Annotated in this window: 26 protein-coding genes; 14 read left to right on the top strand and 12 right to left on the bottom strand. The window is 67.2% G+C overall.

The annotated features are described in order from the left end of the window. Nucleotides 1–2: 2 nt before the first annotated feature. Complete coding sequence (locus tag QF040_RS28635) at nt 3–746, bottom strand: DUF969 domain-containing protein (RefSeq protein WP_429613772.1); 744 nt, start codon at nt 744–746, stop codon at nt 3–5. A gap of 284 nt (nt 747–1,030) precedes the next feature. On the opposite strand from QF040_RS28635, the gene QF040_RS28630 reads away from it, so the two are divergent. Beyond that, on the top strand, nt 1,031–1,735 hold the full coding sequence (locus QF040_RS28630; protein ID WP_307602059.1) for a GntR family transcriptional regulator: 705 nt from the start codon (nt 1,031–1,033) through the stop codon (nt 1,733–1,735). 78 nt (nt 1,736–1,813) lie between these two features. Here the strand turns inward: QF040_RS28630 and QF040_RS28625 are convergent, their stop codons facing one another. Together QF040_RS28625 and QF040_RS28620 are read right to left on the bottom strand one after the other, a co-directional pair. Next, nucleotides 1,814–3,535, bottom strand: a complete 1,722-nt coding sequence (locus QF040_RS28625; protein WP_429613771.1) for a thiamine pyrophosphate-dependent enzyme — start codon at nt 3,533–3,535, stop codon at nt 1,814–1,816. Nucleotides 3,536–3,665: 130 nt separating this feature from the next. Beyond that, nucleotides 3,666–4,430, bottom strand: coding sequence for an SDR family NAD(P)-dependent oxidoreductase (locus QF040_RS28620; RefSeq protein ID WP_013539157.1), 765 nt, complete (start codon nt 4,428–4,430; stop codon nt 3,666–3,668). Nucleotides 4,431–4,636: 206 nt separating this feature from the next. Between QF040_RS28620 and QF040_RS28615 the strand changes: the two genes are divergently transcribed. Together QF040_RS28615 and QF040_RS28610 are read left to right on the top strand one after the other, a co-directional pair. After that, complete coding sequence (locus tag QF040_RS28615) at nt 4,637–4,840, top strand: hypothetical protein (RefSeq protein WP_306883147.1); 204 nt, start codon at nt 4,637–4,639, stop codon at nt 4,838–4,840. A gap of 29 nt (nt 4,841–4,869) precedes the next feature. Then, nucleotides 4,870–5,841: a DUF72 domain-containing protein gene (locus QF040_RS28610; RefSeq protein WP_429613770.1), complete on the top strand. Its 972-nt coding sequence runs from the start codon at nt 4,870–4,872 to the stop codon at nt 5,839–5,841. Between the two features lie 35 nt (nt 5,842–5,876). Here the strand turns inward: QF040_RS28610 and QF040_RS28605 are convergent, their stop codons facing one another. The 9 genes from QF040_RS28605 to QF040_RS28565 form a co-directional block, all read right to left on the bottom strand. Continuing rightward, nucleotides 5,877–6,563 (bottom strand): UdgX family uracil-DNA binding protein, encoded by a 687-nt coding sequence (locus QF040_RS28605; RefSeq protein WP_429613769.1) that lies wholly within the window; start codon nt 6,561–6,563, stop codon nt 5,877–5,879. Beyond that, nucleotides 6,539–6,868 carry a four-helix bundle copper-binding protein gene (locus QF040_RS28600; protein ID WP_429613768.1) on the bottom strand — a complete coding sequence of 110 codons (330 nt, stop codon included), beginning with the start codon at nt 6,866–6,868 and terminating at the stop codon, nt 6,539–6,541. The genes QF040_RS28605 and QF040_RS28600 overlap by 25 nt, the downstream gene beginning before the upstream one ends. After that, nucleotides 6,868–7,086, bottom strand: coding sequence for a hypothetical protein (locus QF040_RS28595; protein ID WP_429613767.1), 219 nt, complete (start codon nt 7,084–7,086; stop codon nt 6,868–6,870). The genes QF040_RS28600 and QF040_RS28595 overlap by 1 nt, the downstream gene beginning before the upstream one ends. A 467-nt stretch (nt 7,087–7,553) precedes the next feature. Further along, nucleotides 7,554–8,501: an NAD(P)H-dependent flavin oxidoreductase gene (locus QF040_RS28590; RefSeq protein WP_429613766.1), complete on the bottom strand. Its 948-nt coding sequence runs from the start codon at nt 8,499–8,501 to the stop codon at nt 7,554–7,556. Then, nucleotides 8,498–9,496: an NAD(P)H-dependent flavin oxidoreductase gene (locus QF040_RS28585; protein ID WP_429613765.1), complete on the bottom strand. Its 999-nt coding sequence runs from the start codon at nt 9,494–9,496 to the stop codon at nt 8,498–8,500. The genes QF040_RS28590 and QF040_RS28585 overlap by 4 nt, the downstream gene beginning before the upstream one ends. Nucleotides 9,497–9,500: 4 nt before the next feature. Then, nucleotides 9,501–10,610 (bottom strand): CaiB/BaiF CoA transferase family protein, encoded by a 1,110-nt coding sequence (locus QF040_RS28580; RefSeq protein WP_429613764.1) that lies wholly within the window; start codon nt 10,608–10,610, stop codon nt 9,501–9,503. Then, nucleotides 10,607–12,745: an acetate--CoA ligase family protein gene (locus QF040_RS28575; protein WP_429613763.1), complete on the bottom strand. Its 2,139-nt coding sequence runs from the start codon at nt 12,743–12,745 to the stop codon at nt 10,607–10,609. The genes QF040_RS28580 and QF040_RS28575 overlap by 4 nt, the downstream gene beginning before the upstream one ends. Nucleotides 12,746–12,765: 20 nt before the next feature. Further along, a complete protein-coding gene (locus tag QF040_RS28570) occupies nt 12,766–13,914 on the bottom strand; it encodes an acyl-CoA dehydrogenase family protein (protein WP_319429274.1) in 1,149 nt (382 codons plus the stop codon). A 55-nt stretch (nt 13,915–13,969) separates the two neighbouring features. Next, nucleotides 13,970–14,734: an IclR family transcriptional regulator gene (locus QF040_RS28565; RefSeq protein WP_429613762.1), complete on the bottom strand. Its 765-nt coding sequence runs from the start codon at nt 14,732–14,734 to the stop codon at nt 13,970–13,972. A gap of 194 nt (nt 14,735–14,928) precedes the next feature. Between QF040_RS28565 and QF040_RS28560 the strand changes: the two genes are divergently transcribed. From QF040_RS28560 to QF040_RS28510, 11 genes are all read left to right on the top strand, one after another. Continuing rightward, nucleotides 14,929–15,927 (top strand): Bug family tripartite tricarboxylate transporter substrate binding protein, encoded by a 999-nt coding sequence (locus QF040_RS28560; protein ID WP_429613761.1) that lies wholly within the window; start codon nt 14,929–14,931, stop codon nt 15,925–15,927. A gap of 32 nt (nt 15,928–15,959) precedes the next feature. Next, nucleotides 15,960–16,388, top strand: coding sequence for a Zn-ribbon domain-containing OB-fold protein (locus QF040_RS28555; RefSeq protein WP_429613760.1), 429 nt, complete (start codon nt 15,960–15,962; stop codon nt 16,386–16,388). Next, nucleotides 16,385–17,551, top strand: a complete 1,167-nt coding sequence (locus QF040_RS28550; protein WP_429613759.1) for a thiolase family protein — start codon at nt 16,385–16,387, stop codon at nt 17,549–17,551. Before QF040_RS28555 ends, QF040_RS28550 begins: the two co-directional genes overlap by 4 nt. Nucleotides 17,552–17,581: 30 nt before the next feature. Beyond that, on the top strand, nt 17,582–18,391 hold the full coding sequence (locus tag QF040_RS28545; protein WP_429613758.1) for an enoyl-CoA hydratase/isomerase family protein: 810 nt from the start codon (nt 17,582–17,584) through the stop codon (nt 18,389–18,391). A gap of 43 nt (nt 18,392–18,434) precedes the next feature. Continuing rightward, nucleotides 18,435–19,250, top strand: a complete 816-nt coding sequence (locus QF040_RS28540) for an SDR family NAD(P)-dependent oxidoreductase (protein WP_429613757.1) — start codon at nt 18,435–18,437, stop codon at nt 19,248–19,250. Nucleotides 19,251–19,599: 349 nt separating this feature from the next. Continuing rightward, complete coding sequence (locus tag QF040_RS28535) at nt 19,600–20,886, top strand: tyrosine-type recombinase/integrase (protein WP_429614704.1); 1,287 nt, start codon at nt 19,600–19,602, stop codon at nt 20,884–20,886. Nucleotides 20,887–21,158: 272 nt separating this feature from the next. Then, nucleotides 21,159–21,521 (top strand): hypothetical protein, encoded by a 363-nt coding sequence (locus QF040_RS28530; RefSeq protein ID WP_429613756.1) that lies wholly within the window; start codon nt 21,159–21,161, stop codon nt 21,519–21,521. A gap of 61 nt (nt 21,522–21,582) precedes the next feature. Beyond that, entirely contained in the window at nt 21,583–21,873 is a 291-nt protein-coding gene (locus tag QF040_RS28525; RefSeq protein ID WP_429613755.1) for a helix-turn-helix transcriptional regulator, read from the top strand. Nucleotides 21,874–21,878: 5 nt separating this feature from the next. Then, on the top strand, nt 21,879–22,850 hold the full coding sequence (locus tag QF040_RS28520) for a hypothetical protein (protein ID WP_429613754.1): 972 nt from the start codon (nt 21,879–21,881) through the stop codon (nt 22,848–22,850). A 71-nt stretch (nt 22,851–22,921) separates the two neighbouring features. Further along, nucleotides 22,922–23,188, top strand: coding sequence for a helix-turn-helix transcriptional regulator (locus QF040_RS28515; protein WP_240531431.1), 267 nt, complete (start codon nt 22,922–22,924; stop codon nt 23,186–23,188). A gap of 6 nt (nt 23,189–23,194) precedes the next feature. Continuing rightward, nucleotides 23,195–24,103, top strand: coding sequence for a hypothetical protein (locus QF040_RS28510; RefSeq protein ID WP_429613753.1), 909 nt, complete (start codon nt 23,195–23,197; stop codon nt 24,101–24,103). Nucleotides 24,104–24,632 lie beyond the last annotated feature (529 nt).

Below are 24,632 nucleotides of genomic sequence, written 5' to 3'. Positions count from 1 at the left end.
GATCAGCGTCCTTCCTTGGCGGGCACGGCGGTGGCAAGGGGCGCATCGGCCTCCGCGGCGCCGCCCAGCTCACGGGCCAATGCCTGGTCGAGCCGGCGCAGGCGCCAGGCGTGGATGACGAAGGCGGCAATCGCCGTGGGAATGCCCCACATCGCGACGTGCAGCGGCTCCACGTCGATGCCGGCTTCGTGCAGGAAAGTGGTCATGAGCACGATGGCGCCGAAGGCCACGAAGATGTCTTCGCCGAAGAACAGGCCCACGTTGTCGGTGGCCGCGGCATAGGCGCGCAGCTTGTGGCGGATGCGGTCGGGCAGCTTGCCGTAGCGGGTCTCGGTGGCGCCTTCGGCCATCGGGGCGAGCAGCGGACGCACCATCTGCGGATGGCCGCCCAGGCTGGTGAGGCCCATGGCCGCGGTGAGTTCGCGCGCGGCGAGGTAGACGATCAGCAGGCGGCCGGCGGTGGCCGACTTGATGCGGCTGATCCAGTTCTGCGCGTGCTGGCGCAGGCCGTGGCGCTCCAGGAGTCCGATCACCGCCAGCGGCAGAAGAATGATCAGCGGCAGGTTGCGCGTCTTGATGAAGCCGGTGCCGATGGCCGCCAGGATCGCCATCGGGCTGAAGCCCGCGGCAAACGCCGTCACGATGGCCGTGACGATCACGACCAGCATCGGGTTGAAGCGCAGGATGAACCCCGCAATGATCACGGCCACGCCGATCAGCGGCCACAGGGGGACTTCAGGTGTCATGGTTGGTCTTTCGTTGCAATGCAAAAACACCGGCTGCATGCGCCGGCGCGGTCGATTGATGCAACCTCCATGCCAATGAATGAGCAATTCATTCCTCATGAGTCACTTATTCAGAACAAGTTGTTGAACAATTTATCGAAGTGTGCCCAACAACAGTGCCAGCATGCACCCATGAAAACCCTGAAATGGATGCTTTTCGGTGCGTCGGCGCGGGGCGGCGCATTGGGCGTCTGTTACAACGCAGGCTCGCTGCGCCCGCCCTCTCTTTCCCTCGACCGACCGGCATGACCCCACTGGATTCCTCCACCTCCTCCGCCTCGCCGGCCGCCGGCCTGCTCACGCTGAACGACCGCGTGGCCGAGCTGATCCGCCAGAAGATCGTGAAGGGCGAGTTCTCGCCGGGGCAGCGGCTGTCGGAAGCCGCGCTGGCCGAAAGCCTGGAGATCTCGCGCAATACCCTGCGCGAGGTGTTCCGCACGCTGACCAAGGAGGGTCTGCTCAAGCACGCCCCCAACCGCGGCGTGTTCGTGGCGGTGCCCAGCATCGCGTCGATCATCGACATCTACCGGGTGCGCCGGCTCATCGAATGCCAGGCGCTGGCGCAGGCCTATCCGCGCCACCCCGCCAAGAAGCACATGCGCGAGGCGGTCGAGACGGCGCTCAAGTGCCGCGACGCCGGCGACTGGCTCGGCGTGGGCACGGCCAACATGGAGTTCCACAAGGGCATCGTCGAGCTGGCCGACAGCGAACGGCTCAACGTGCTGTTCGCCCACGTCCTGGTCGAACTGCGGCTGGCATTCGGCCTGCTGAAAGACCCCGAGTTCCTGCACGCGCCCTACGTGGACATGAACACCAAGCTGCTCGAACTCATCGAGGCCGGCAAGTTCGCCGAGGGCTCGGCGGCGCTGAACGAGTACCTCATCCACTCCGAACGCATCGTGCTCGCGGTGTACGCGCGGCAGATGCCGGACGGCGGGTTCGACAACTAACCGGTTCGCGCCGACTCATTCAGGGCCACGGCAGGCGGGCCAGCCGTTGTCGTTGCCCAGGATGCTGGCGCGCCGCCCTCACTGCGTGAAGTTGTCCTTCAGCAGATCCACCACATCCGACGACCGGCCGCTGAGCACCGCCTTGGCCGAATACAGCATGGTTCCCGCGACCTGGCTGAACTCCACTTTCGGTGGCATCACGAGCTCGGTGCGGTTGACCTTCACATCCAGCAGCGCCGGTCCCGGGTGCGCGAGAAAAGCGCGCACCGCATCGGGCAACTGCTCCGCACGCTCGACCTTCTGGCCGTAGAAGCCGATCACCTCGGCGAGCCGCGCAAAGTCGGGGTTCAAAAGATCGGTGTAGTTGTCGAGCAGGCCTTCGACCTTCTGCTCGAGCTCCACGAAATTGAGGCTCGCGTTGTTGTAGACCACGACCTTGATCGGCAGCTTCTCCTGCACCGCCGTCATCAGGTCGCCGAGCAGCATCGCAAGACCGCCGTCGCCCGACAGCGAAATCACCTGCCGCCCCGGGTAAGCCTTCTGCGCGCCCAGCGCCTGCGGCATCGCATTGGCCATGGTGCCGTGCAGCAGGCTCACCACCGTGCGGCGCCGGCCGTTCATGTTCAGGTGGCGCAGCGACCACACCATCGGGCTGCCGCCGTCGGCGGTGAAGATGGCATCGTCGGCGGCCAGCTCGTCGATGACCTGCGTCAGGTGCTGCGGATGGATCAGGCCTTCCTTGCCGGGCCGCTCGTCGCGCCGCAGCGTCTCGACGGCCTCCTTGCGGTGCTGCAGGCACTCGTCGAGAAAGGCGCGGTCGCTGCGCTCTTCGAGCAACGGAATCAGCGCCTCGATGGTGTGCGCGACGTCGCCGACGAGACCGAGCGCAATCGGATGCCGCCGCCCCAGGTGGCTGCCGTCGGTGTCGATCTGCAGGATGGTGGCCTTGGACGGATAGAACTGGCTCCATGCGAAATCCGCGCCGAGCAGCAGCAGCGTGTCGCAGGCCTGCAGCGCGTGATAGCCCGACTCCACGCCGAAGATGCCGGTCATGCCCATGTTGAGCGGGTTGTCGTATTCGACGAAATCCTTGGCGCGCGAGGTGTGGGCGATCGGCGCCTTCAGGCACTGGCCGAGCGCCAGCAGCATCTCGTGCGCGCCTTCGCAGCCGTGGCCGGCATAGATCGCGATCCTGCGGCCCTTGCCGAGCAAGGCGGCCAGTTGGGCCAGTTCGGCATCGTTCGGTCGCACCACCGGCGCGGCACGGTGCACGGCGAAGGGCGCCCCTTCTTCCTTGACCTCCGCCTGCGCGATGTCGCTCGGCAGAATGACGACCGCCACGCCGCCGCGCGACAGCGCCGCCTGTGCCGCGAGCGCCGTGACGCGTTGCGCCTGGTCGGCCGAATACACCTGCGCGCAGAAGACGCTGCAGCCTGCGTAGATCGACTTGAAGTCCACCTCCTGCGGAAAGTCCATGCCGAGTTCGCTCGTCACGACCTGGCTCGCGATCAGCACCATCGGCGCGCGGTTGCGGTTGGCTTCGTAGATGCCGTTGATGAAATGCAGCCCGCCCGGCCCGCACGAGCCGGCGCAGGCCGACAGCTCGCCCGACAGGTACGACTCCGCGCCGGCGGCGAAAGCGGCCGCCTCTTCGTGGCGCACATGCACCCACTCGATCTCGCTGCGGCGGATCGCATCGGTGACATGGTTCAGCGTGTCCCCGACGATGCCGTAGCAGCGTTTGACGCCGGCCTGCTGCAGGGTTTCGATGACGAGGTCGGCGACTTTGCGGTGGGCCATGGGTGCTTCCTTTGCTGCAAAGCGCAAAGGCTACGGAGCCGTCGTCCCGCGCCCGTGGGTGCGCTTCGGAAGCCTCGGTAGGATTTCGCCGCACCGGGATCGCGGCCGTCGCTGCAGTTGCAGCCGGGAGCTAAGCCATGTCGGGCTGCCCGTTCGATGCCATGAGCCCGCCATCGACCGGCAGCGCAACACCGTTGACGAAGCTCGCATCGTCGCTCGCAAGAAACGCCACCACCGCCGCGATCTCTTCGGGCTGTGCGCCGCGGCCCAGCGGAATGCGCTCGTTGAACTTGGCCATCAGCTTGCGGTCGCCCTTCATGTCCTCGGTCATCGGCGTGAAGGTGAGGCTCGGGCACACCGCGTTCACCCGCACGCCGTCGCGGCCGTGGTCGAGCGCCAGCGCCTTGGTGAAATTCACGATGGCGCCTTTCGAGGCGTTGTAGAAACCCATGCCCCAGTCGCCCCCGAGGCCCGACACCGATCCCGTGTTGACGATGCAGCCCTTGCTCTCGATGAGGTGCGGCATGGCGGCGCGGCAGCCGTGGAACACGCCGCCGACGTTGGTGGCCATGATCTTGTCCCAGCCGTCGAAAGGCGCCTCGGTGACGGTGCCCTCCACCGCGATGCCCGCGTTGTTGAACAGCACATGCAAGGCGCCGAAGCGCTTGAGGGTCGCCGCCACCAGCGCCTGCACCTGCTTGTAGTTCGACACATCGGTCACCTTCACTAGCGTGCGCTCGGGCGGCAGGTCGCGCGCCACCCTGTCGAGCTTGGCCTTGGTGTTGCCGGCGAGCACCACGTTCGCGCCTTCCTGCGAGAAGCGGCGGGCCGTGGCCTCGCCGATGCCGGAGCCGGCGCCCGTGACGATGACGACCTTGTCGGTGAAACGTTGCATGTGAATCTCCTGGTACGACGACATCGAATGCATCGCATCTTTCGACGTCTTTCACGGCAAGTTTTCACAGCCCCGCTGGCGTGTTCATGTGGGACAAGCGCCTTCGCCTTTGTCTGACATTGCTGCGGCCGCTGCGAGCGCAGCGTTTGCTCCCCTTTTGCTCTTTTTCTTCTCTTCTCTCCTCTTCGACGAAAGGAGACTTCGACATGGACGATCGACAGGCAACGCGCGACGAGCGGGACAACCGCCGCGTTTTCGCATGGGGCATTCTGGCGGCCATCGTCATCATGCTGGGCACGCTGGCGTACTTCCATGCCGTGCAGAAGCGGTTCGATGCACCCGTGCAGATCGCGCCCGCGCAGAGCGAAAGCGCACCCGCCGAAGCGCCGGCCACCACGCCGGCCAAGTAGCCGGACACCTGGCGACAAGACCGGACACCATGGCCTCACGCGCACCGCACGCGGACATACGGATTGGCATCTCGGGATGGCGGTATGCGCCCTGGCGAAAACGGTTCTACCCGCCCGGCCTCGTGCAGCGCAACGAGCTCGCGTTCGCCTCGCGGATGCTCTCCACCATCGAGATCAACGGCTCGTTCTATTCGCTTCAACGGCCCGAGTCGTACCGGACCTGGCACGACGAGACGCCGGATGACTTCGTTTTCGCGGTCAAGGGCCCGCGCTACATCACGCACATGCTGCAGTTGAACGACGTGCGCACGCCGCTCGCGAACTTCTTCGCATCGGGCGTGCTGGCGCTCGGAAAGAAACTGGGCCCCGTGCTCTGGCAGCTTCCGCCGCGCATGCGCTATGACGCCGAACGCCTGGAGCGCTTTCTCTCGCTGCTGCCACATGACGCCAAATCCGCGGTGGCGCTGGCACGCGAACACGACGATCGGATGACGGGCCGGTCGCTGCTGAAGGCGCCGCGCGGCCTTCGAATCCGCCACGCCGTCGAGGTGCGAAACCGCAGCTTCATCGATCCCGCATTCATTGCCACGCTGCGCCGGCACGGGGTGGCACTGGTGGTCGCCGACACGGCGGGACGCTGGCCCCTCCTGGAAGACCTGACCGCGGACTTCGTTTACCTGCGATTGCATGGCGACGAGGAGCTCTATGCCAGCGGTTATGGAGACGCCGCACTCGATCGCTGGGCCGCACGCATCGACGCATGGCGGCGCGGCCGCCAGGTGCCCGATGCGAAGCTGGCGTCGACCACCGCCGCACGGCGCGGCAAGCGCGACGTGTTCTGCTACTTCGACAACGACGTCAAGGTGCACGCGCCCTACGACGCCGCCCACCTGGCGATGCGCCTCGGCCTGGCGACCGGCCTGGGCACCGACGACCGGTTCGCTCCGGAAATCGACACGACCGGCATCGGTTCGGCCAAGGCCTTCTGGACAAGCGCCTGATCTCGCGCGCGCCTGCACGCAGGCCATGCGTGCGATCAAGCCGTCTGGGCAACGGCTTTCCTTGCGCGCGCCGGCGCAGCCCTCTTGCGCGCTCTCGGCGGCGCCTTCTCGAAGATCGCCGATGCCTGCGACAGGTCGTCGAGCCACGCCTTCCAAGCCTCGGCCCGCTGCTCGGGATCGCCGCGCAGCAGCGCCGATGGATGCAGCGTTATCAACACCCGCCGGCCCGCCGCGTCTTCATGCCAGCGGCCGCGCTCGCTCATCACGGCCACGTGGCGTCCCAGCAGCGAGCGCGCCGCGACCGCGCCCAGCGCGAGCAGCGCGACGGGCTCCACCAGTGCGATTTCGCTTTCGAGCCAGTGGTGGCAGGCATCGGCTTCGCGCTGCGCGGGTGTCTTGTGGATGCGGCGCTTGCCGCGCAGCTCGTACTTGAAATGCTTCACCGCGTTGGTCACGTAGAGCCGCTCGCGCGACCAGCCGAGTTCCGCGACGGCGCGATCGAACAGTCGCCCGGCCGGGCCCACGAAAGGCCGACCCGCCAGGTCTTCCTTGTCGCCCGGCTGCTCGCCGACCACCATCAGCCGCGCATGCACGGGCCCTTCGCCGAAGACCGATTGCGTCGCACGTTCGCCCAGCGGGCACTCGCGGCAGGCATCGGTCGCGTCGCCGAGCTTGCGCAGCGCGATCTCTGCCGGCTTCAGGCCGCCACCATGCGCCGGCATTCCGCTTCGCACTGCCTGCAGGCTTCGGCGCAGCGCTGGCAGTGGTCCATGTCGTGGGTGGCGCATTCGGTGCCGCAGAGCTTGCAGATGTCGGCGCAGAGGCTGCACACGAGGCCCACGTTCTCGCTGTTGCGCGCCATGACGCCCGCGGCAGTCGTGCAGATCGCCGCGCAGTCCAGGTCCAGCGCGATGCACCGCGCCATGGTGCTCGACGCTTCCTCGACGCAGGCCGCGGCGCAGTGATTGCACGCCACCGCGCAGGCGTTGCAGAGCGCGATGCAGCGCGAGAAATCGTGCGGCTTCATCACGAGCCGCCTCCGCGCCGGGACTGGGTCTGGTTGCTGCCGCCGACATGGCTCTCGCGGTCGTGGCGGCTCTGGGGCGTGCGGCGCGGCTCGTTGCGGGAGGTGGGGTCCTGATGGCCTGCCTTGTTGTGTTCCGAGGGTTTGGTGTCGTCGTCGTTTCCGTCGTTGGTGGTGGCATCGCTGCCGCTCGCGGCATTGCGGGTGTTCGGGTTCGCCATTGCTGCTGCTCCTTGGCAAGTTGAAAACCACTTTTCTCTTCCCGCGACGAGCCGTGGCGTGTGGGAAGAGACCGACCCCGGGCGTCGGTCGCGCCTCGCGATGGCGGCAACGATGTTTTGCGGCTTCCCCTGTTCGGTCCTACACGGCCGGAAGCCGCCCACCGAGGATTTGCGTTGCATGGGTTGCCTACCTTGTGCCGAAGTTTCCTTTTCTTGCTTTCTGCTTTCGAAACCCAAATAGACCAAGCACGCCTGCGCATGTTCGAACTGGTGAGCGGTGAGTTCGCGAGAACGGCTGCCCGGCTTCAGGTCGGCGCAGCAAGCAGGTGCCACAGCTTGCGGCGCCGTGAGCTCCAGCTTCTCCGGGACAAGCATCACGGCTCGCGCCCAATCATCTGGCGAAGCACGTCGGCAAAGAAGATTTCAGTATTTTTGGATTCCGACGGGCACCAGGCCCGGCTGAACACTCACCAGGCGCCGGCAAACTCCGCGCTGAGCGTCGCCACCAGCTCGGCAACCGACGGCACGGTCGATACGCCGGAGACCGAGTGCCCCGCGCTCCAGAGATCGGCCCAGCGCTGGATCGTCGCGCCCTCGGAGCCGCCGCCGAAACGGCTTCGGGCTTCCTGCACGGACACGGCCTCGTCGAGCTCTGCAGGGTCCAGCCCCGCCTGCACGACGGAAGGCCGGAGGAAGTTCGCCGGCAGCCCGGTGAATGCACGCGTGGTCATCACGTCGTCCAGCGAACTCCGCGCCAGCATCTGCTTGTAAGGCACGGAGCCGAGGCTCTCGCGCGTCGCGATGAAGCGCGTGCCCATGGAGCCGAGGTCACAGCCGAGCACCGCGGCCGCCTTCAGCGCGACGCCGTCCGACAGGCCTCCGGCCAGCACGATCGGCCCGTCGAACAGCGCCCGCACCGCGCGCACGAATGCGAACGGGTTGACCCAACCGGTGTGCCCCCCGGCACCCGCCGTCAGCAGCACCAGGCCGTCCACGCCGGCCTCGAGGGCGCGCTCGGCGTGGTGCAGCGAGGCCACGTCGGCGAGGACAAGGCAGCCGCCGTCGTGCAGCGCGGGAATCACCGAGGCGGGCGAGCCGACGCTGGTGATCACCACTTCGGCCCGGTGGCGAACGATGATCTCGACCTCGGCCCTCACCTTCGCCGGGTCGCGCCGCATGATGAGGTTGGGGCAGTACGGCGCGTGGTTCCCGCCCGCCGCTTCGGCCTCGGCGTTCAGCCGCCGCAGCCAGGCGTCGAACTCCTCGAGCGAGGCACAGTTGGCGGTCGGAAAGGCGCCGACCACGCCGGCCCGGCACGCCGCCGATACCAGTTCGATGCCCGACACGCGAAGCATCGGCGCCGCGATGACCGGCACCGTGAGGCGGTCCAGAAAAGGCAATCGCTGCCTGGTCATGCCGGAACCTGTTGGAGTGAAGAAAGCCGACCGAGCGCTGTGCGCGCTTCGCCGAGCAGCTGGGCCACGATGGCCGACAAGGGTTCGATGCGCTGCGCGAACGCAATGGACGGGCCGAGCGACAGCATGCCGCGCTGCCAGTCGCCGTTCGCGTAGCAGTGATCGCGCGCCGTGCGGCCGCTGATCAGATCGCCGAAGGCCGCGTGGTCGGCCGCGCCGGCACGCTCGATGTCGTCGATGCGCCGTGCGGTGTCGTTGCGCAGCACGCGCCAGGTGTTGCCCAGCGTGTGCAGCAGGCGCACGGTGGAATGCTCGTCGCAGCCGAGCAGGTGCTCCTTGTAGCGACGGTGCGCGCCGATCTCCTCGCACACCAGGAAGCGGCTGCCCATCATCACGCCCTCGTGGCCCTGCGCGAGCACGGCGGCCAGTTGCCGCCCGTGCCCGATGCCACCGCCCAGCACGACGGGCACGCGAAACTGTTCGACGGCCAACGCGCCCATCAGCATGGTGGGCAGTTCGTTGGTGCCGGGGTGGCCGCCCTCTTCCATGCCGATGAGCGCGACCGCATCGGCCCCCGCACGTTCGGCCGAGAGCGCGTGGCGGATGCTCGGCGCCTTGTGCAGCACGACGGCACCGGCCTCGTGCAGCGTGCCGATGAGTTCCGTCGGCGCGTAGCCGGCCGTCTCGAATAAGCGCACGCCGTGCGCCAATGCGATGTCGAGCCAGCGCCGCACCGCCGCATTGGCCTCGGGGCGGCTCGACAGCGTGAGGTTCACGCCGAAGGGCTTGCCGCCGGTCAGCGATGCGCAGCGCACCAACGCCCTGGCAAAGTCTTCGTCGCTGTCGAATGAACGCGGCGTGATGAAGCCCATGCAGCCGGCGTTGACGAGCGCGGCGACGTAGTCCGCGTCCGAAAGCCACATCAGGCCGCCGCCCAGGATCGGGTGCGCAATGCCGAACAGCTCGGTGATGCGCGTTCTGAAGACCGGCGCCACGGCGTCAGTTCCGCGCGCTGTCGAGGGCCGGCGCGCCGCCGAGCCGGCCGGGTTGCACGCCGGCCATGGGCACCGGGTACCGTGCCACGGGCAGTACGCCGCCGGCCTCGAACTTGCCGCGCTGCGCGAACTGCGGCAATGCGGCCACGCGCGAGGGCTCGACCACCGGCGCCGCAGGCACGTCGTGTTTTTGCAGCAGTGCGAAGACCTCGTCCGCGTCGCGATCCGCGAGCACCTCGGCGATGCGGGCGTTGATGGCGCCTGCCACGGGCTTGCGCGCCTTCATTGCGCGGAAGGCTTCGCCGTTGTAGGGCGCCAGGTCGAGTGCCTCGCACAGGCGGGCCCAGAAGTGATCTTCGAGCGCGGCGATGGACACATGCCGCCCGTCGCGGCACGCGAACGCACCGTAGGCGGGCTTGACCAGCGTGGCCTCGCGTTGCGCCTCGAGGCTGTGCGCGCCGGCCTCGCGCCAGGCGCCGACGCGCGGGTTCATCCAGTGCAGTGCGCAGTCGGCCAGCGCCACGTCCAGGTGCTGCCCCTGGCCCGTGTGCTGGCGCTGGTACAGCGCGGCGAGCGTGGACGACAGCGCATACATCGCGCCGCACAGGTCCGCCACCGGCAGGCCGAAGCTCTGCGCCGGCCCGCCATCGGGCACGCCCGACACGGCCAGCACACCGGCCGCGGCGAGATAGTTGATGTCGTGGCCCGGCAGGTCGGCCCATGGCCCGGTCTGCCCATAGCCGCTCAGCGACACGTACACGAGACGCGGGAAGTCGGCCCGCAAGCTGGCCGCATCGAGCCCCAGGCGCGCCATCACGCCGGGCCGGTACGACTCGACCACCACGTCGGCGGTGGCGATGAGCGCACGCACCTCGGCGCGCTGCGCGTCGTCCTTCAGGTCGGCCAGCAGGCTCTGCTTGCCGCGGTTGACCGCCTCGAACACACCGGGGCCCATGCGGCGCACGTTGTCGCCACCGGGCGGACGCTCGATCTTGACCACGCGCGCGCCCAGCTCGGCCAGGCTCTGCGTGAAGAAGGGGCCGGGCAGCAGTTCGCTGAAATCGACGACGGTGATGCCGGCCAGCGGCGGCTGCGGCACGCTCGCCGCACTCATGCGCCCTGCTCCACGCGCTCGATGATCACGGCATCGAGCGGCATCGCGCCTTCGCCCTTCGCGCCGACCCAGACCGGGTTCAGGTCCATCTCCTCGATGCGATCGGCGTGCCGCACCACGAAGTCGGAGATGCGAACGAGCAGCGCTTCGAGCGCGGCCACGTCGGCGGCGGGCCGGCCGCGCGCGCCGTCGAGCAGCGGAAAGCAGCGCATCTCGCGCACCATCGCCGCCGCGTCGCGCGGGCCGATGGGCAGCAGCCGGCGCGTGACGTCGCGGAAGATCTCGACATAGATGCCGCCGAGGCCGAAGGTCATCACATGGCCGAACACCGGGTCGCGCGTCACGCCGATCATCAGTTCGACACCGCCGCGCGGCGCCATCTTCTCGATCAGCAGGCCGTCGATGGCGGCCTCGGGCTGGTGCTTCGCCACAGCGGCCATGATGTCGCGCCACGCCGCGGCCACCTGTGCCGCATCCTGCAGGCCGACCTGCACGCCGCCGATGTCGGACTTGTGCACGATCTGCTGGCTCGCGATCTTCGCGACCACGGGGTAGCCCATGCGATCGGCCAGTGCGCGCGCCTCGTCGGCGGTCGTTGCCAGCGCGTTCGGCAGCAAGGCGATGCCCGCGTCGCGCAGCAATTGCTTGGCCTGCGCTTCAGAGAGGCTGCGCGTGGCGCCTTCGCCCAGCGGTGCGGCGAGCGGCGGCAGCGCGACCGGCTGGATGTCGGGGTTCGCGCGCTTCCAGCGGCCGTAGTCCACCCAGCGCTGGATGGCCGAAATCGCCTTGCCCACGGAGCGCGGAGGAGCGAACCCTGCAGCCACGAGCCGCTGGTAGCCCTCGCCGAGGCGGTCGCTCATCCAGATCGGCACGATGGGTGCCGCGCAGCCCTTTTGCGCATTGATGATGTTGTCGGCCATGCGCGTGGTCGTCTCGCCGTAGTCGAGCGCGATGGGCACGATGGTCAGGCCCAGGTTCGCGTCGTTGGCCACGCAGCCGAGCGTGGTTTCCACCACGGTCTTGTCGCTCAGCACCATGGCGGTGGTGTCGACCGGGTTGTCGATGGCGGCGTAGGCCGGCAGCTTGGCGCGCAGCACCGCCGTGGTCTCGGGCGTGAACGTGGCGAGCGTGAGCCCGGCCGAGCCCACCGCGTCGGCCGCGAGCGCCGCGGTGCCGCCCGACGAGCAATAGATGCCCAGTGCGTCCTGCGCGCCCGGCATGGCGCGCGCGAACAGCCAGGCGGTGTCGACCAGTTCGTCGATGTCGTCGACCTCGATCACGCCGAACTGGCGGAACACGGCGCTGTTGACCTCGGCCGAGCCCGTGAGCGAGGCGGTGTGCGACTGCGCCGCGCGCCGGCCGTACTCCGACTTGCCGACCTTCAGCCCGATCACCGGCTTGCCGTTGGCTGCCGCGCGCTGCACCGCCGCCACGAACTTCGGGCCGTCCTTGATGCCTTCGAGCAAGGTGACGATGACCTTGATGTCGGGCGCGTCCGCCATGTAGTGGATGAAGTCGGCCACCTGCAGGTCGACCTCGTTGCCGGTCGAGGCCCACAGGCCGATGCCGATGCCGCGCTCCATGGCCTGCATCACGTTGCGCCCGAGGCCGCCGCCCTGCGTGGCCAGGCCGATGGGGCCCTGCACCAGGTCGTGCGGGAACGAGGGCGAGAAGGTCAGGCCCAGGCGCCCGTTGACGTTGGTGAGGCCCGGGCAGTTGGGGCCGTACAGGCGCAGGCCGCTGCGCTCGGCGATCTCCTTCATGCGCTGCTGTTCGCGCTCGCCCTCGGCGCCGGCTTCGCCGAAGCCCGAGCTCAGGATGACCGCGAAGGCCACGCCGCGCGCGGCGCATTCCTCGATGACGGTGAGCACGCCGCTCGCAGGCACGGCGACCACGGCCACGTCGGGCGTGCCGGGCAGCGCGGCCACGCTGGGCCAGCAGCGGCGGCCACGGATCTCGGGCCTGGTCGGGTTGACGAGGAAGACCTCGCCGCCGAACGCCGAGTGCGTGATCAGGTTGGTGAGCGTGCGTTCGCCGATGCTGCCTTCGCGGTCGGACGCGCCGACGAGTGCGATGGAACGCGGGTTGATGAGGCGCGACAGGTCGGCCGGGGTGTCGTGGGTGGGTGTCTCCATGGTGCGTGTTCCTCGCCGCGTCACGCGATGGCCGAGATGCCGAGGATCTCGCGCCCGACGATCAGCGTCTGCACCTCGGTCGTGCCTTCGGGGATGGTGCCGCCGCGGGTGTCGCGGAAGATGCGCTCGATCGGGTAGTCGGTCGAGTAGCCCAGGCCGCCGTGCACCTGCAGCGCCATGCTCGCCACCTCGTGCGCCGCCTCGGTGGCGTACAGCTTGGCGATGGAGCAGGCCATGCGCGCATCGTGCTGCGCATCGAGCGCGGCGGCGGCGCGCAGGCCGAGTGCGCGCGCGGCCTCCACGCGCACCGTCATGTCGACGATGAGCTTCTGCACCAGCTGGAAGCTGCCGATGGGCTTGCCGAACTGGGTGCGCGTGCGCGCGTAGTCGATCGACAGGTCGAGCGCCGACTGCGCCGCGCCGACCGCGCCCATGGCGATGTTGACGCGCGCGCTGTCGAGCCCCACGAGCATGCGCTTGAGCGCGCTGCCCTCTTCGCCGAGCAGGTTGGCGCGCGGCACCTTCACGTTGTCGAAGTTCAGCTCGGCGGTGCCGGTGCTGCGCAGCACCATGGTGTCGACGCGGCGCACCTCGTAGGGCGAGACCTCGCGCTCGACCAGGAAGGTCGACAGCTGCCCCTGGCAATCGGGACTGAAGGTGCGCGCGACCACGATGCCGAAATCGGCGAAGGCGCCGTTGGTGATCCACAGCTTGCGGCCGCTGAGCACGTAGTGGTCGTCCTTCAGGTCGGCGCGGGTCTGGACCTGCGCGATGTTGGAGCCCGTGCCGGGCTCGCTGATGGCGGTGAAGCAGCGACGCTGCGAGGCCAGCAGCGGCTTCAGGAAGCGCTCCTTCTGCTCGGGCGTGCCTTCCGACGCGATCTTGTGGATCGGGCCGTTCGTGATGTTGAGCATGGTGCGCAGCGACAGCCAGGCGTAGCCGGCCTCTTCCATCAGCAGGGCCCAGGTGAGCTGGTCCATGTCCATGCCGCCTTCGGACTCCGGCAGCCGCCCGCCGATGTAGCCGAACTGCGCCAGGCCCTTCAGGATCTCGAAAGGAAAAGTCTTCTCGACGTCGTGCTTCGCGATGAGGGGCGTCACCTCGCTTTTCATGAAGCGGCGAATGCTGTCGCGCAGCAGTGCCTGGTCGGCGTCGGGGGTGAAATTCATCGAGAGTCTCCTGGAGGTTGGGAAGAAAAAGAGCGCCCGCCGCGCCCCGCTCGCGCTACGGCGCGGCAGGGTCCTTGGCGTTGCGTGGACGAAAAACGAGGGCCTGCACTTCCTGCAGGGCCGCAAGAAAAGCTTCGCGCTGCTGGCGCAAGCGGTCGGTGGGGCCGGCCACCGAGAGCGCCATGGGCTCGCCGCCCACGTAGCCCCCGACGGCGAGCGCCGAGAGGCCGTCGCCGCCCTCGTTCTCGACCCAGATCCAGCCCTGCGCGCGCGCCTGCTCGACCTGCGCTTCGAGCACGGCGAGGTCGACGATGGTGCCTTCGGCGATCTTGCGCAGCGGCTTGAGCCGCAGTTGCCGCGCGGCTTCCTCGGGTGTGCCGAGCGCCAGGATGGCCTTGCCCAGCGCCGACACGTGCAGGCTCAGCTTGTCGCCGACGTTCTGCATGTAGCGCAGCGGATGCCGCCCTTCGGTGAAGGCCAGCACCTTGACCACGCCCCCTTCCACGCGGCCGCACAGGCCGGTCTCGCCGGTCTTGTCGCGCAGCAGCTCGGAGGCTTCGGAGGCCACCGCATAGAGCGGATCGCTCGAAGAGATTTCCCTGGCCACCGACAGCAGCCGCGCCGTTGGATAGAAGCGCCGGCTGCGCGCGGTGCGCAGCAAATAGCCGAGCTCATGCAGCGTGTGCAGCAGGTCGGAGCAACTGCTCTCGGGCAGGTCCATGAGCCGCGCGAGGTCCGAGTTGGACAGCTCTCGCTTCTCGCGGGCAAACAGTTCGAGCAAGGACATGGTGCGGGCGGCGGCAGGGACAAGTGTCGGCATATTTCCTCCGATATTTCGTAGACAAGCACGAATATTAACGGAGCGATGAGGGAACGTTTCCCTCTTGGTCTCGAAGTTTCTCGCCTCGGCCACCAAAATTCATCGGCACATCCTCTCTTGTTTTTCTACGAGTAATCGAAGTATATTGCGATTACTCGTAGAAATAAGAGACCAAAAACCAACTGGAGACATGCATGGACAAGTTCTGGAAACGGGCGCTCGGCAGCGTTTGCACCGCGGCCGCGACGCTGGGAACGCTGGGAATGAACGCCGCGCACGCGGCCGGCGAGGCCTGGCCGACACGGCCGATCACCTTCGTCGTGCCGTTCACGCCCGGGGGCATCACGGACAACACCTCGCGGCTGCTGGCGAAGATCCTGGGCGAGAAGCTGGGCCAGCCCGTGGTGGTCGACAACCGGCCGGGCGCCGGCGGCTCGATCGGCGTGGAAGCGGCCTCGCGCCAGCCGCCCGACGGCTACACCATGATCTACGGCACCCAGGGCACGCAGGCCGCCAACCTCGCGCTGTACAAGAACATCCGCTATGACCCGGTGAAAGACTTCGTGCCGGTGCACGCGATGTCGGAGACGCCGCTGATCCTGGTGATCAACCCCTCGCGGCCCTTCAAGACGGTGCCGGAACTCATCGCCTACGCCAAGGCCCACCCCGGCAAGCTCAACTTCGGCTCGGCCGGCCCGGGCACCGGCACGCACCTGACGGCGGAGCTGTTCCAGGTCGCCACCGGCACCAAGATGACCCACGTGCCCTACAAGGGCAGCAGCCCCGCCCTCACCGACCTGATGGCCGGCAACCTCGACCTGATGTTCGACTACCCCGTGGTCGTGATGCCCTTCGTCAAGGCCGGCAAGCTCAAGCCGCTGGCCGTGACCGGCAAGGGCCGGCTCACCGCCGCGCCCGACATTCCGGCCGTGGGCGAGCTTGGTTTTCCCAAGGCCGAATCGAGCGCCTGGAGCGCGGTCTTCCTGCCCGCCAAGACACCGCCCGAGATCGCCAAGCGCCTGGCCGACGCGATCGCGCAGGCCATCGTCGACCCCGAGATGCTGCAGGCGACCGAGAAGTTCGGCAGCGTGCCGCTCAAGGAACTGCGCGACGCGAAGCTCGGCGAGTTCGTCAAGACGGAAATGGTCCGCTGGCGCGACGTCGTCCAGGCGTCCGGCGCAAAACTGGAATGACCCTGCGTTTTCCCTTCATCCGCTTCACACACATGACCCAAGACCTGACTTCGATGAAGCCGCAGCGGCCTTCGCTCTACCGGCTGGCCGCCGACGGCCGCTCGCTCGACTTTCTCTTTGCCCAGTGCCCCGCCTGCCACGGGTTGAGCTTTCCAGCCAATGCGCCGGGCTGCATGCACTGCGGCCACCCGACGGCCGATGCCGAACAGGTGGCACGACCCGGGGGCGGCACGCTGCTCGCGTACGTGACGCTGCATGTGCCGCTCGTTCCGGGCATGCCTGCGCCGAGCATCGCGGGCGACATCCGCATCGCCGAACAGGTGGTGGAAGAAGGCGTGATCGCCGTCGGTGACGAAAGCGCGCTGCACCCCGGCATGACCTTGCGGGCGGTGGCCGTACCGCAGGCATCGGGCGACAGTTACGGCTGCGCGTTCGTGCCTGCACAGGAGGCCGCGCGATGAACAACACCAACAGCCACTGGCTCGACGGCAGCGACGGTGTCTACGTCGCGGGCATCGGCCTGCATCCCTACCAGTTCCCGAGCGACACGCCCTACACCCACCTCGGGCTCACGGCGGTGCGCGGTGCGCTGGTCGATGCGGGGCTGGACTGGAAGCAGGTGCAAAGCGCGTATGTCGGCACCACCTCCATCGGCATGGCCGCGGGCCGCGTGATGTTCCGCCACCTGGGTTCGACGGGCCTCTCGGTCACGCAGGTGGAGAACGCCTCGGCCTCGGGCTCCTTCGCCTTTCGCCAGGCCTGCATGGAAGTGGCGCACGGCATCAGCGACGTGGTGCTGGCCATGGGCGTCGACAAGCACGGCGACGGCCGCCGCGCCGCCAACAAGGACGGCCTCGAACGCCTGAGCGACACCGCCACCATCCCGGCCGTGAAGTTCGCGCTGATGGCGCGCAGCTATCTGCGCGAACGCGGCGCCGGCATGGCGTCGATGGCGAAGGTCGCGGTGAAGAACCACGCCAACGCCTCGCGCAACCCGTACGCGCAGTTCCGCAAGCCGCGCACGCTCGAACAGGTGCTCGCCTCGCCGAAGGTCGTGGGCGATCTCACCGTGCAGCAATGCTGCCCGCGCGGCGAAGGCGCGGCGGCCACGCTGCTGGTGTCGGGCCGCGCGCTCAAGCGCCTGGGCCTGGACCCGAAGCGCTGCGTGCGCGTGCGCGCCTCGTTCGCCAACAGCGAGCGCGACGAAACCACCTACGGCCAGGGCCCGATCGACCTCGTGCGCAGCAGCGCGCAGGCCGCGCTGGAAGCCGCCGGCATCGGCGCCACGCAACTCGACCTGCTCGAACTGCACGACGCGTTCTCCGTGGAAGAACTGCTCTACAGCGAAGCGGTCGGCGTGTGCGCGCCTGGCGAAGGCGCGGCGTACCTCGAACGCGGCGACTCGCAGATCGGCGGGCGCTGCGCCATCAATGCCTCGGGCGGGCTGATCGGCATGGGCCATCCGCTCGGGCCGACCGGCATCGGACAGATCGCGGAGATCACGCGCCAGATCCGCGGCGAGGCCGAAGGCCGCCAGCACCCGAATGCGCGCTGGGGCATGGCCCACATGATCGGCCTCGGCTCGGTGGCCATTGCGCACGTGCTGTCCGCGGCGCAGGCCTGAATGCACACGACACAGGAAGACATCACACCCATGACCACCCAGACCCCTCCCCCGCTGGAAACGCTGCAGTACGAGGTGCGCGACAACGTCGCCATCGTCACGCTCAACCGCCCGGACCGAATGAACACGCTCGGCGGCTCGATGAAGCCCGACCTCGCGCGCGCCTTCTTCGAGTACGCCCGTGCCGACGACCGCGTGCGCGCGGTGCTCGTCACCGGCAGCGGCGACCGCGCCTTCTGCGCCGGCGCCGACATCAAGGAGCGCGCCGGCAGCCAGGCGACCGGCACCGCGTACTTCGTCGCCCAGAAAGCCACGCACGACCTGTTCCGCAACATCGAGGAGTTCGAGAAACCCGTGATCGCCGCCATCAACGGCGTGGCACTGGGCGGTGGCCTGGAGATTGCGCTGTGCTGCGACATCCGCATCGCGTCGGAGACAGCGCGCTTCGGCCTGCCCGAGATCAAGCTCGGCGTGATACCGGCCGCAGGCGGCACGCAGCGCCTGCCGCGGCTGATCGGCGAGGCGCGCGCCAAGGAGCTGATCCTCACCGCCGACCTCGTCGATGCCGAGACCGCGCTGCGCTATGGCATCGTGAGCCGCGTGCTGCCGCAGGCCGACCTGATGCCCGAGGCCTTCGCCCTCGCGCAGCGCATCGCCGAGCACCCGCCGCTGGCGGTGCGCTTCGCCAAGCGCGCCATCAACCGCGGCATGCAGACCGACCTCGACTCGGGCCTCGAGTACGAGCGCTACGCGGCCGCCATGATCATCGACAGCGAGGACCGCAAGGAAGGCATGCGGGCGTTCGTCGAGAAGCGCAAGCCGGTGTTCACCGGGCGCTGAACCCTTTCCAATTTTTTGAACGACAACCCTCAAGGAACAACACATGAAACTCGGATTGGAAGGCCAGGTCGCGCTGGTGACCGGCGGCGGCCAGGGCGTGGGCCGGCAGATCTGCATCGAGCTCGCTGCCGAAGGCGCGCGCGTCATCGTCAACGACCTGTTCCCGGACCGCGCGCAAGCGGTGGCGAAAGAGATCACCGACGCCGGCGGCCAGGCGCTCGCCGCGCCGGCCGACATCACGCAGGCGGACGAAGTCGACGCCATGGTCGCCAAGGGCACGCAGCACTTCGACGCACCCGTGACCGTGCTGGTGAACAATGCCGGCATCATTCCCGAGCGCCGCGAGAAAGGCGGACGCACGCCGCCCTTTCTCGACATGCCCACGCTCGACTGGGCCAAGATCGTCAACCTCAATGTCTACGGCACCATGCACTGCTGCCGCGCCGTGCTGCCGGGCATGGTCGGCCGCAAGCACGGACGCATCGTCAACATCATCTCGGAAGCCGGGCGCATCGGCGAGGCCAACATGGCCGTGTATTCGGGCGCCAAGGCCGCGATCGCAGGCTTCGGCAAGGCGCTGGCGCGCGAGCATGGTCGGCATGCGATCACGGTGAATTCGGTCGCGCTCGGCGCCGTGTCGCATGCGGGCATCAAGGACGGGCCGCTCAACATCCACGCGACGGTGGAGAACGACGAACGGCTGGGGAAGATGCTGAACGTCTATCCCATCTCGAAGGGCGTGGGACGGTTGTCGCGGCCCGAGGACATCTCCGGGCTGGTCGCCTTTCTTGCGTCTGAGCGCGCCTTGTTCATCACGGGGCAAACGATTGGTGCGTCGGGCGGATTCGCGATGGTGTAGCAGGCCATGCGGCTCGGCCTCATCGATGCCGTGGAAGCGCTCCGGCGGTGGGACCCACTTGATGCGACCTCCAGGGGATTGGAAGCGCATGTCGCACCTTGTTTCTGGATAGCCCTCAGTTATCCCTCGTCGATGAGAGTTAGCCAGAGACAGCAGCAAGCGCGAGAAACAAAAAAGCCCTAAGTCGCTGATAACGCTTAGGGCTTGAGTCCACGCTAGACATGCGTGGATAGGAATTTGGTGGCCTGGGGCTCCGTCGAAAGATCCCTTGTAAGCCGCGCCAGCTCTAGAATTTTGTTCGGGTGTGATCTTGAGTTACTGCATCACTTACTGCACCCGAAAAACTGTTATGCCACGAAATCTAATCGGTTCCGACACCTCTCTCCGATCCATCAAACCCGGCGATCCGCGCAGGCGCATTTCTGACGGCGACGGCCTCTACATCCTGCTCTTCGTGAACGGCGGCGCCCACGGATGGCGCTTCGACTACAGCATCACCGGCAAGCGCAAAACGCTCTCGCTCGGCACCTACCCCACCATCGGCATCGGTCTGGCACGCGAGCGCGCCGAGGACGCTCGCAGGAAGGTGGCCCAAGGCATCGACCCCAGCGAGGCCAGAAAGGCCGTGCGTGCGGCGCATGTCCAGGCCCGTGAAGCGACGGCGCGCGCCGAGGCCGGCCTGCCTGTGCTCGACAGCTTCGAGCACGTCGCGCGCGAGTGGTACGAGGTGCGCCGCGCCGACTGGGCCGAGAGCTACGGCGTCAAGATCATCGGCCGGCTGGAGAACGATGTGTTCCCCTACATCGGCACGCGCCCCATCGCGAAGATTGATCCGCCTGAGCTGCTCACGGTCATCCGTCGCATCGAGTCTCGCGGCGTGGTCGAAACCGCCCACCGCGCGCTGGAGAACTGCGGCCAAGTCTTCCGCTTCGCCGTCGCCACCGGCCGCGCCACGAGCAATCCGGCCCGTGACCTGAAGGACGCCTTGCGCAAACCGCTCGTGCAGCACTTTCCGGCCATCACCGACCCCAAGCGCCTGGGCGAGCTGCTGCGCGCATGCGATGGCTACAAGGGGACGCACGTTGTGCGGACTGCCCTGAAGTTGGCCCCGATGATCTTGCTGCGTCCGGGCGAGTTGCGCCATGCGAAGTGGGAAGAGATCGACCTCGACGCCGGGCTGTGGACCGTGCCCGCCGCACGCATGAAGCGGAAGAAGGTTGGCAAGTTGCATGGGGCGCCTCACTTAGTGCCCCTGGCAACGCAGGCGGTCGAAGCATTGCGCGACCTGCACCCGCTCACGGGGCGCAGCGCCTACGTGTTCACCGGCGAGCGCAGCCACGAGCGCCCCATGAGCGATGCGGCGATCAACGCCGCGTTGCGTGCGATGGGCTTCGGCAAAGACGAGGTAACCGCCCACGGGTTCCGCGCGACCGCACGCACCATCCTGGCGGAGCGCCTCAACGTCGACGAGTCGGTGATCGAGGCGCAGCTCGCGCACGCCGTCAAAGACAGTCTCGGCCGCGCCTACAACCGCACAGAGTTTCGCGTGGAACGTTTTTCGATGATGCAGAAGTGGGCCGACTACCTCGATGAATTGCGCCGTGGTGCTGACGTGGTGAAGCTGCGCGCGGCTTGACGGGAACAGCCGAGAGCGCTTAAAGTTCACTCGCCTCGTGATGAGCGAGGTCGGGTTTGGAAGCCCGCTGCAATCCTGCGACGAAAGCCGCAGTCACCGCACATGGTCTGCGGCTTTTTCGTTCGCGCTCCATTTTTTGGCGGCTCGAATGGGAGGGCGCGAGCCCTGCCGGTTTCCGCAAGGATTGCCCGGTCTTCCAACCCGTTCGAGCTGCCGCCCTCTTTTGGAAGAGAGGACGGCGGTTGTAGCAAACCGCAATCCTTGGAGGCCCCATGGCCGACTCTTCTCACGCTGGCGCCGACGCAGGCTGCTCTTTCGCGAGCTATCGCCCCACCGCTCAATTCAAGCCCTTCGAATGGGTTCGAGGGGAAGGGCTGAGCCTGCCCCAGCAACGGCTCGCCGAATTTTTGAACGACGCGCGCGACGTGGTGCAAGGCACCCACATGCTCGCCCAACTGCTTTCCTGGGACGAAGACCGGCGCGAAGCGGCTTGTTCCGATGCGAGCCCTGCGCCCTTCTTTAACGCATGCCACCGCGGCGCGCTGGAACGGCTCATGTCGGTTTCGCTGGGACTTCTCGGCGCTCAGATCGAGCGCCAATGCGATGCGCTGGACAGCGCACGCCGCCATGGATAAGGAGCCGGTGATGACATCTTGGGCCTCCTCAATGTCACCTTCTCTCGGTGATCCTCATCCCATGTTCACTTCCGAAACCGTCCGCATGGCGTCGCCAACCCCTCTCAAAGTCGCGCCAGGCGACTGCTTTCTCAGGATTCAAGAGGTCGAGCGCCGCGTGTGTCTGAAGAAGAGCGCGATCTACGCGCGCATGGCGACCGGCGCATTCCCGCGAAGCATCTCGTTGGGCCGTCGATGCACAGTGTGGCTGAAGTCTTCCATCGACGGATGGATCGACGAGCAGATCGAGAGGGCCAATACCCTGGCAGTCTCGCCTGGGACCCATGGCGCAGAGCAAGCGCGGAGGGGTTGAGCGCCATGGCAGACATGCATTGGTTCCGGTGGCATCACGGGACGGTCACCGATCCGAAATTCGGATTGATCGCGAAGAAGGCGGGTGCGTCTGTGGCCGAGGTCATCGCGATCTGGGCGTACTTGCTGGAGGCGGCCAGCGCGTCCGAGGAGCGCGGCCATCCGGGCACACCGGACTTCGAATCCATCGACTTCGCCCTCGGGGTCCAAGAAGGCAGCACACAGCGCGTCTATGGGCTCATGCAGGACCGGGCCTTGATCGACAGCGACACAGGACGCCTTGCCGCGTGGGAAAGGCGGCAGCCCAAGCGTGAACGCGAGGACGAGACCAGCGCGGACAGAAAGCGCAAACAACGGGAGCGAGAAGCCTCGGGCGTGACGGCTGGCGCAAGCGCAGGTCACACCGAATCCGGTCATGTCACGCCATGTCACGCCACGTCCCGCCAAGTCACACCCAGAGGAGAGGAGAGGAGAGAAGATAAGAAAACACCCCCCTACCCCCCGCAAGCGGGGGAAGTGGGGGGCGAAGAATCGAAAACTCCCACGAAAGCGGGAACCGTCTGCCGGGCAATCAGGGCCAAGGGAGTGACCGATGTGAGCCCGTCGCATCCGAAGCTGCGCGCGCTGATCGACAAAGGCGTCGGCGTGGAGACCTTCGAGCAGGCCGCCGAGATTTGCACCAGGGCGCACCCCGCCAAGGGCGCGGAATACCTGCTTGGCATTGTGGAGCGCCAGTTGCGGGAGGCTGTGGACATCGGCGAGCGACCGGGTCTGCCGCAGGCTGCCTGGGACCAAAGCCGGGCCAGCATCGAGGCCAAGGCCGAAGCGCTTGGCATCGGGCGGTGGCGGGAGTTCAACCTCGGTCCCGATCACGAGCACTGGCCGGCGTATTTGCGGCGCGTCAAGGAGGCGGTCGAACGCGAAGCGCAGGTGCCTGAAGACCGTTGCGCAGCCGATCTGGAGATGGTGTCGAGGTGACATCGCGTGCCTTGTCGATGTCAGCTTTACTGCGCGATCCTCGCTCCATGTTCAATTCCGAAACTGTCCACATGCAAGCCCCACCCGTCCTCAAAGCAGCGCCAGGAGATCGCTTTCTCCGCATCCAGGAGGTCGAGCGTCGCGTGTGTCTGAAGAAGAGCGCGATCTATGCGCGCATGTCAGCCGGGAAATTTCCGCGCAGCGTGTCCTTGGGCCGGCGATGCACGGTGTGGCTCAAGTCGTCCATCGATGCCTGGATCGTCGAGCAGGTCGACTCGGCGAATGGCGTGAATGCACGATCCCCCAAGCTCACCGAGACGCAGGCATCGGAGGTCTGACGCGTCATGGCGGATATGCATTGGTTCAGATGGCATCACGGGACGGTCACCGATCCGAAGCTCGGGTTGATCGCCAAGAAGGCTGGCGTGTCCATGGCGCAGGTGGTCGCCATCTGGGTCCATCTGCTGGAGGCGGCGAGCACGTCCGAGGATCGCGGCAATCCCGGGGTGCCGGATTTCGAATCGATGGACTTTTACCTCGAGGTGGAGGAAGGTGTCGCGCAGCGGGTCTACGGACTCATGCAGGACAAGGGGCTGATCGCCAAAGACACCGGCCGTCTGGTGGCTTGGGAGCGGCGTCAGCCCAAGAGGGAGCGCGAAGACGAGGGAGGCGCGGAAAGAAAACGTCGGCAGCGGGAGCGCGAGACTGGGAATGCGGCCAATGGTGGCGAAGCCTCTCGCAGTCATCGAGGCCCGTCTATCGCTGCATCCACAGTTGAGGGGGAGAGCGCGGCGGAAGGAACGACGCCGGACGCGATGGCCAGTGCAGAGCGTGAAGCCCGGACGTCAAAGAAAGTGGCTGCTGTTTGCAAGGCCATCCGGGCAAAGGGCGTGACTGACGTGAACCCGTCGGATCCGAAGTTGCGCGATCTGGTCGAGGCAGGTGTCGGCGTGGAGATCTTTGAGGGGGCCGCGGAGGTCTGCGTCGAGGCAAGTCCGCCGAAAGGGATGGCATACCTGCTTGGCATCGTGAAGCGCCTGGTGCGGGAAGCAGAGGAGATCGGCGCGAGTCCAGATTTTTCTGATGTTGCGTGGGACCAGACGCGCAGCGGCATCGATGCGAAGGCGTGCGCCCTCGGCCTCACTGCATGGGACGAAGCGGCGTTCTCGGTGGGGCAAGGCGAGAGCTATCTCGCCTTCACTGCACGGGTCAAGCGCGCCGCTGAGAAAGCAGCGGAGACCGAATGCGCGTGAGTGAGGGCTTCAATATCGGCGGCCTCGCGAGCGTGCTGTTGCGGCTCAACGAGGTGTCGGGCAGGCAGACCAACGGCACGGGTCCTTCCGCAGAGGTATGCGTTACGGGTAATTCGAACCGCGCACTCGGACTGTTCACTGGTGCTCCTAAGGGGCTTAAGTGAAGGTCGGTAACGTAGTTACTAGACCCAATCGGCCCGAAAAGAATCTCCGTACTTACGACGGGCATCATCGGCTGGTCGGCTTGGCGTCTCAGGGACTTCATACCATCGCTGCCACTTTTTCTTGACCACCGACGCTTCAATGTTGAGCGCCTGACCGGCCAAACACTGCGTTTGAGAAGCCGTGATATCCGGAGCGGGTCCGATGCTGGCATGGCGCGGTCACTCTGAACGTTGGCTTTTTCAGGGCGGATTCAACCCGTCGTTGGTCGCAAGCTTCTTGGCAGCTACTTTCCGGTCGCATGCGGTCATGAGCAGCTCGCGGCTGTTCGGCGGCTATGCTCTTTGCGTCGACCCGTTAGTCGAGC

Origin of the sequence: Variovorax sp. W2I14 (assembly GCF_050435205.1) — a bacterium.
Lineage (GTDB): Bacteria > Pseudomonadota > Gammaproteobacteria > Burkholderiales > Burkholderiaceae_C > Variovorax > Variovorax paradoxus_C.
This window is presented reverse-complemented; position numbering and strand designations above follow the sequence as displayed.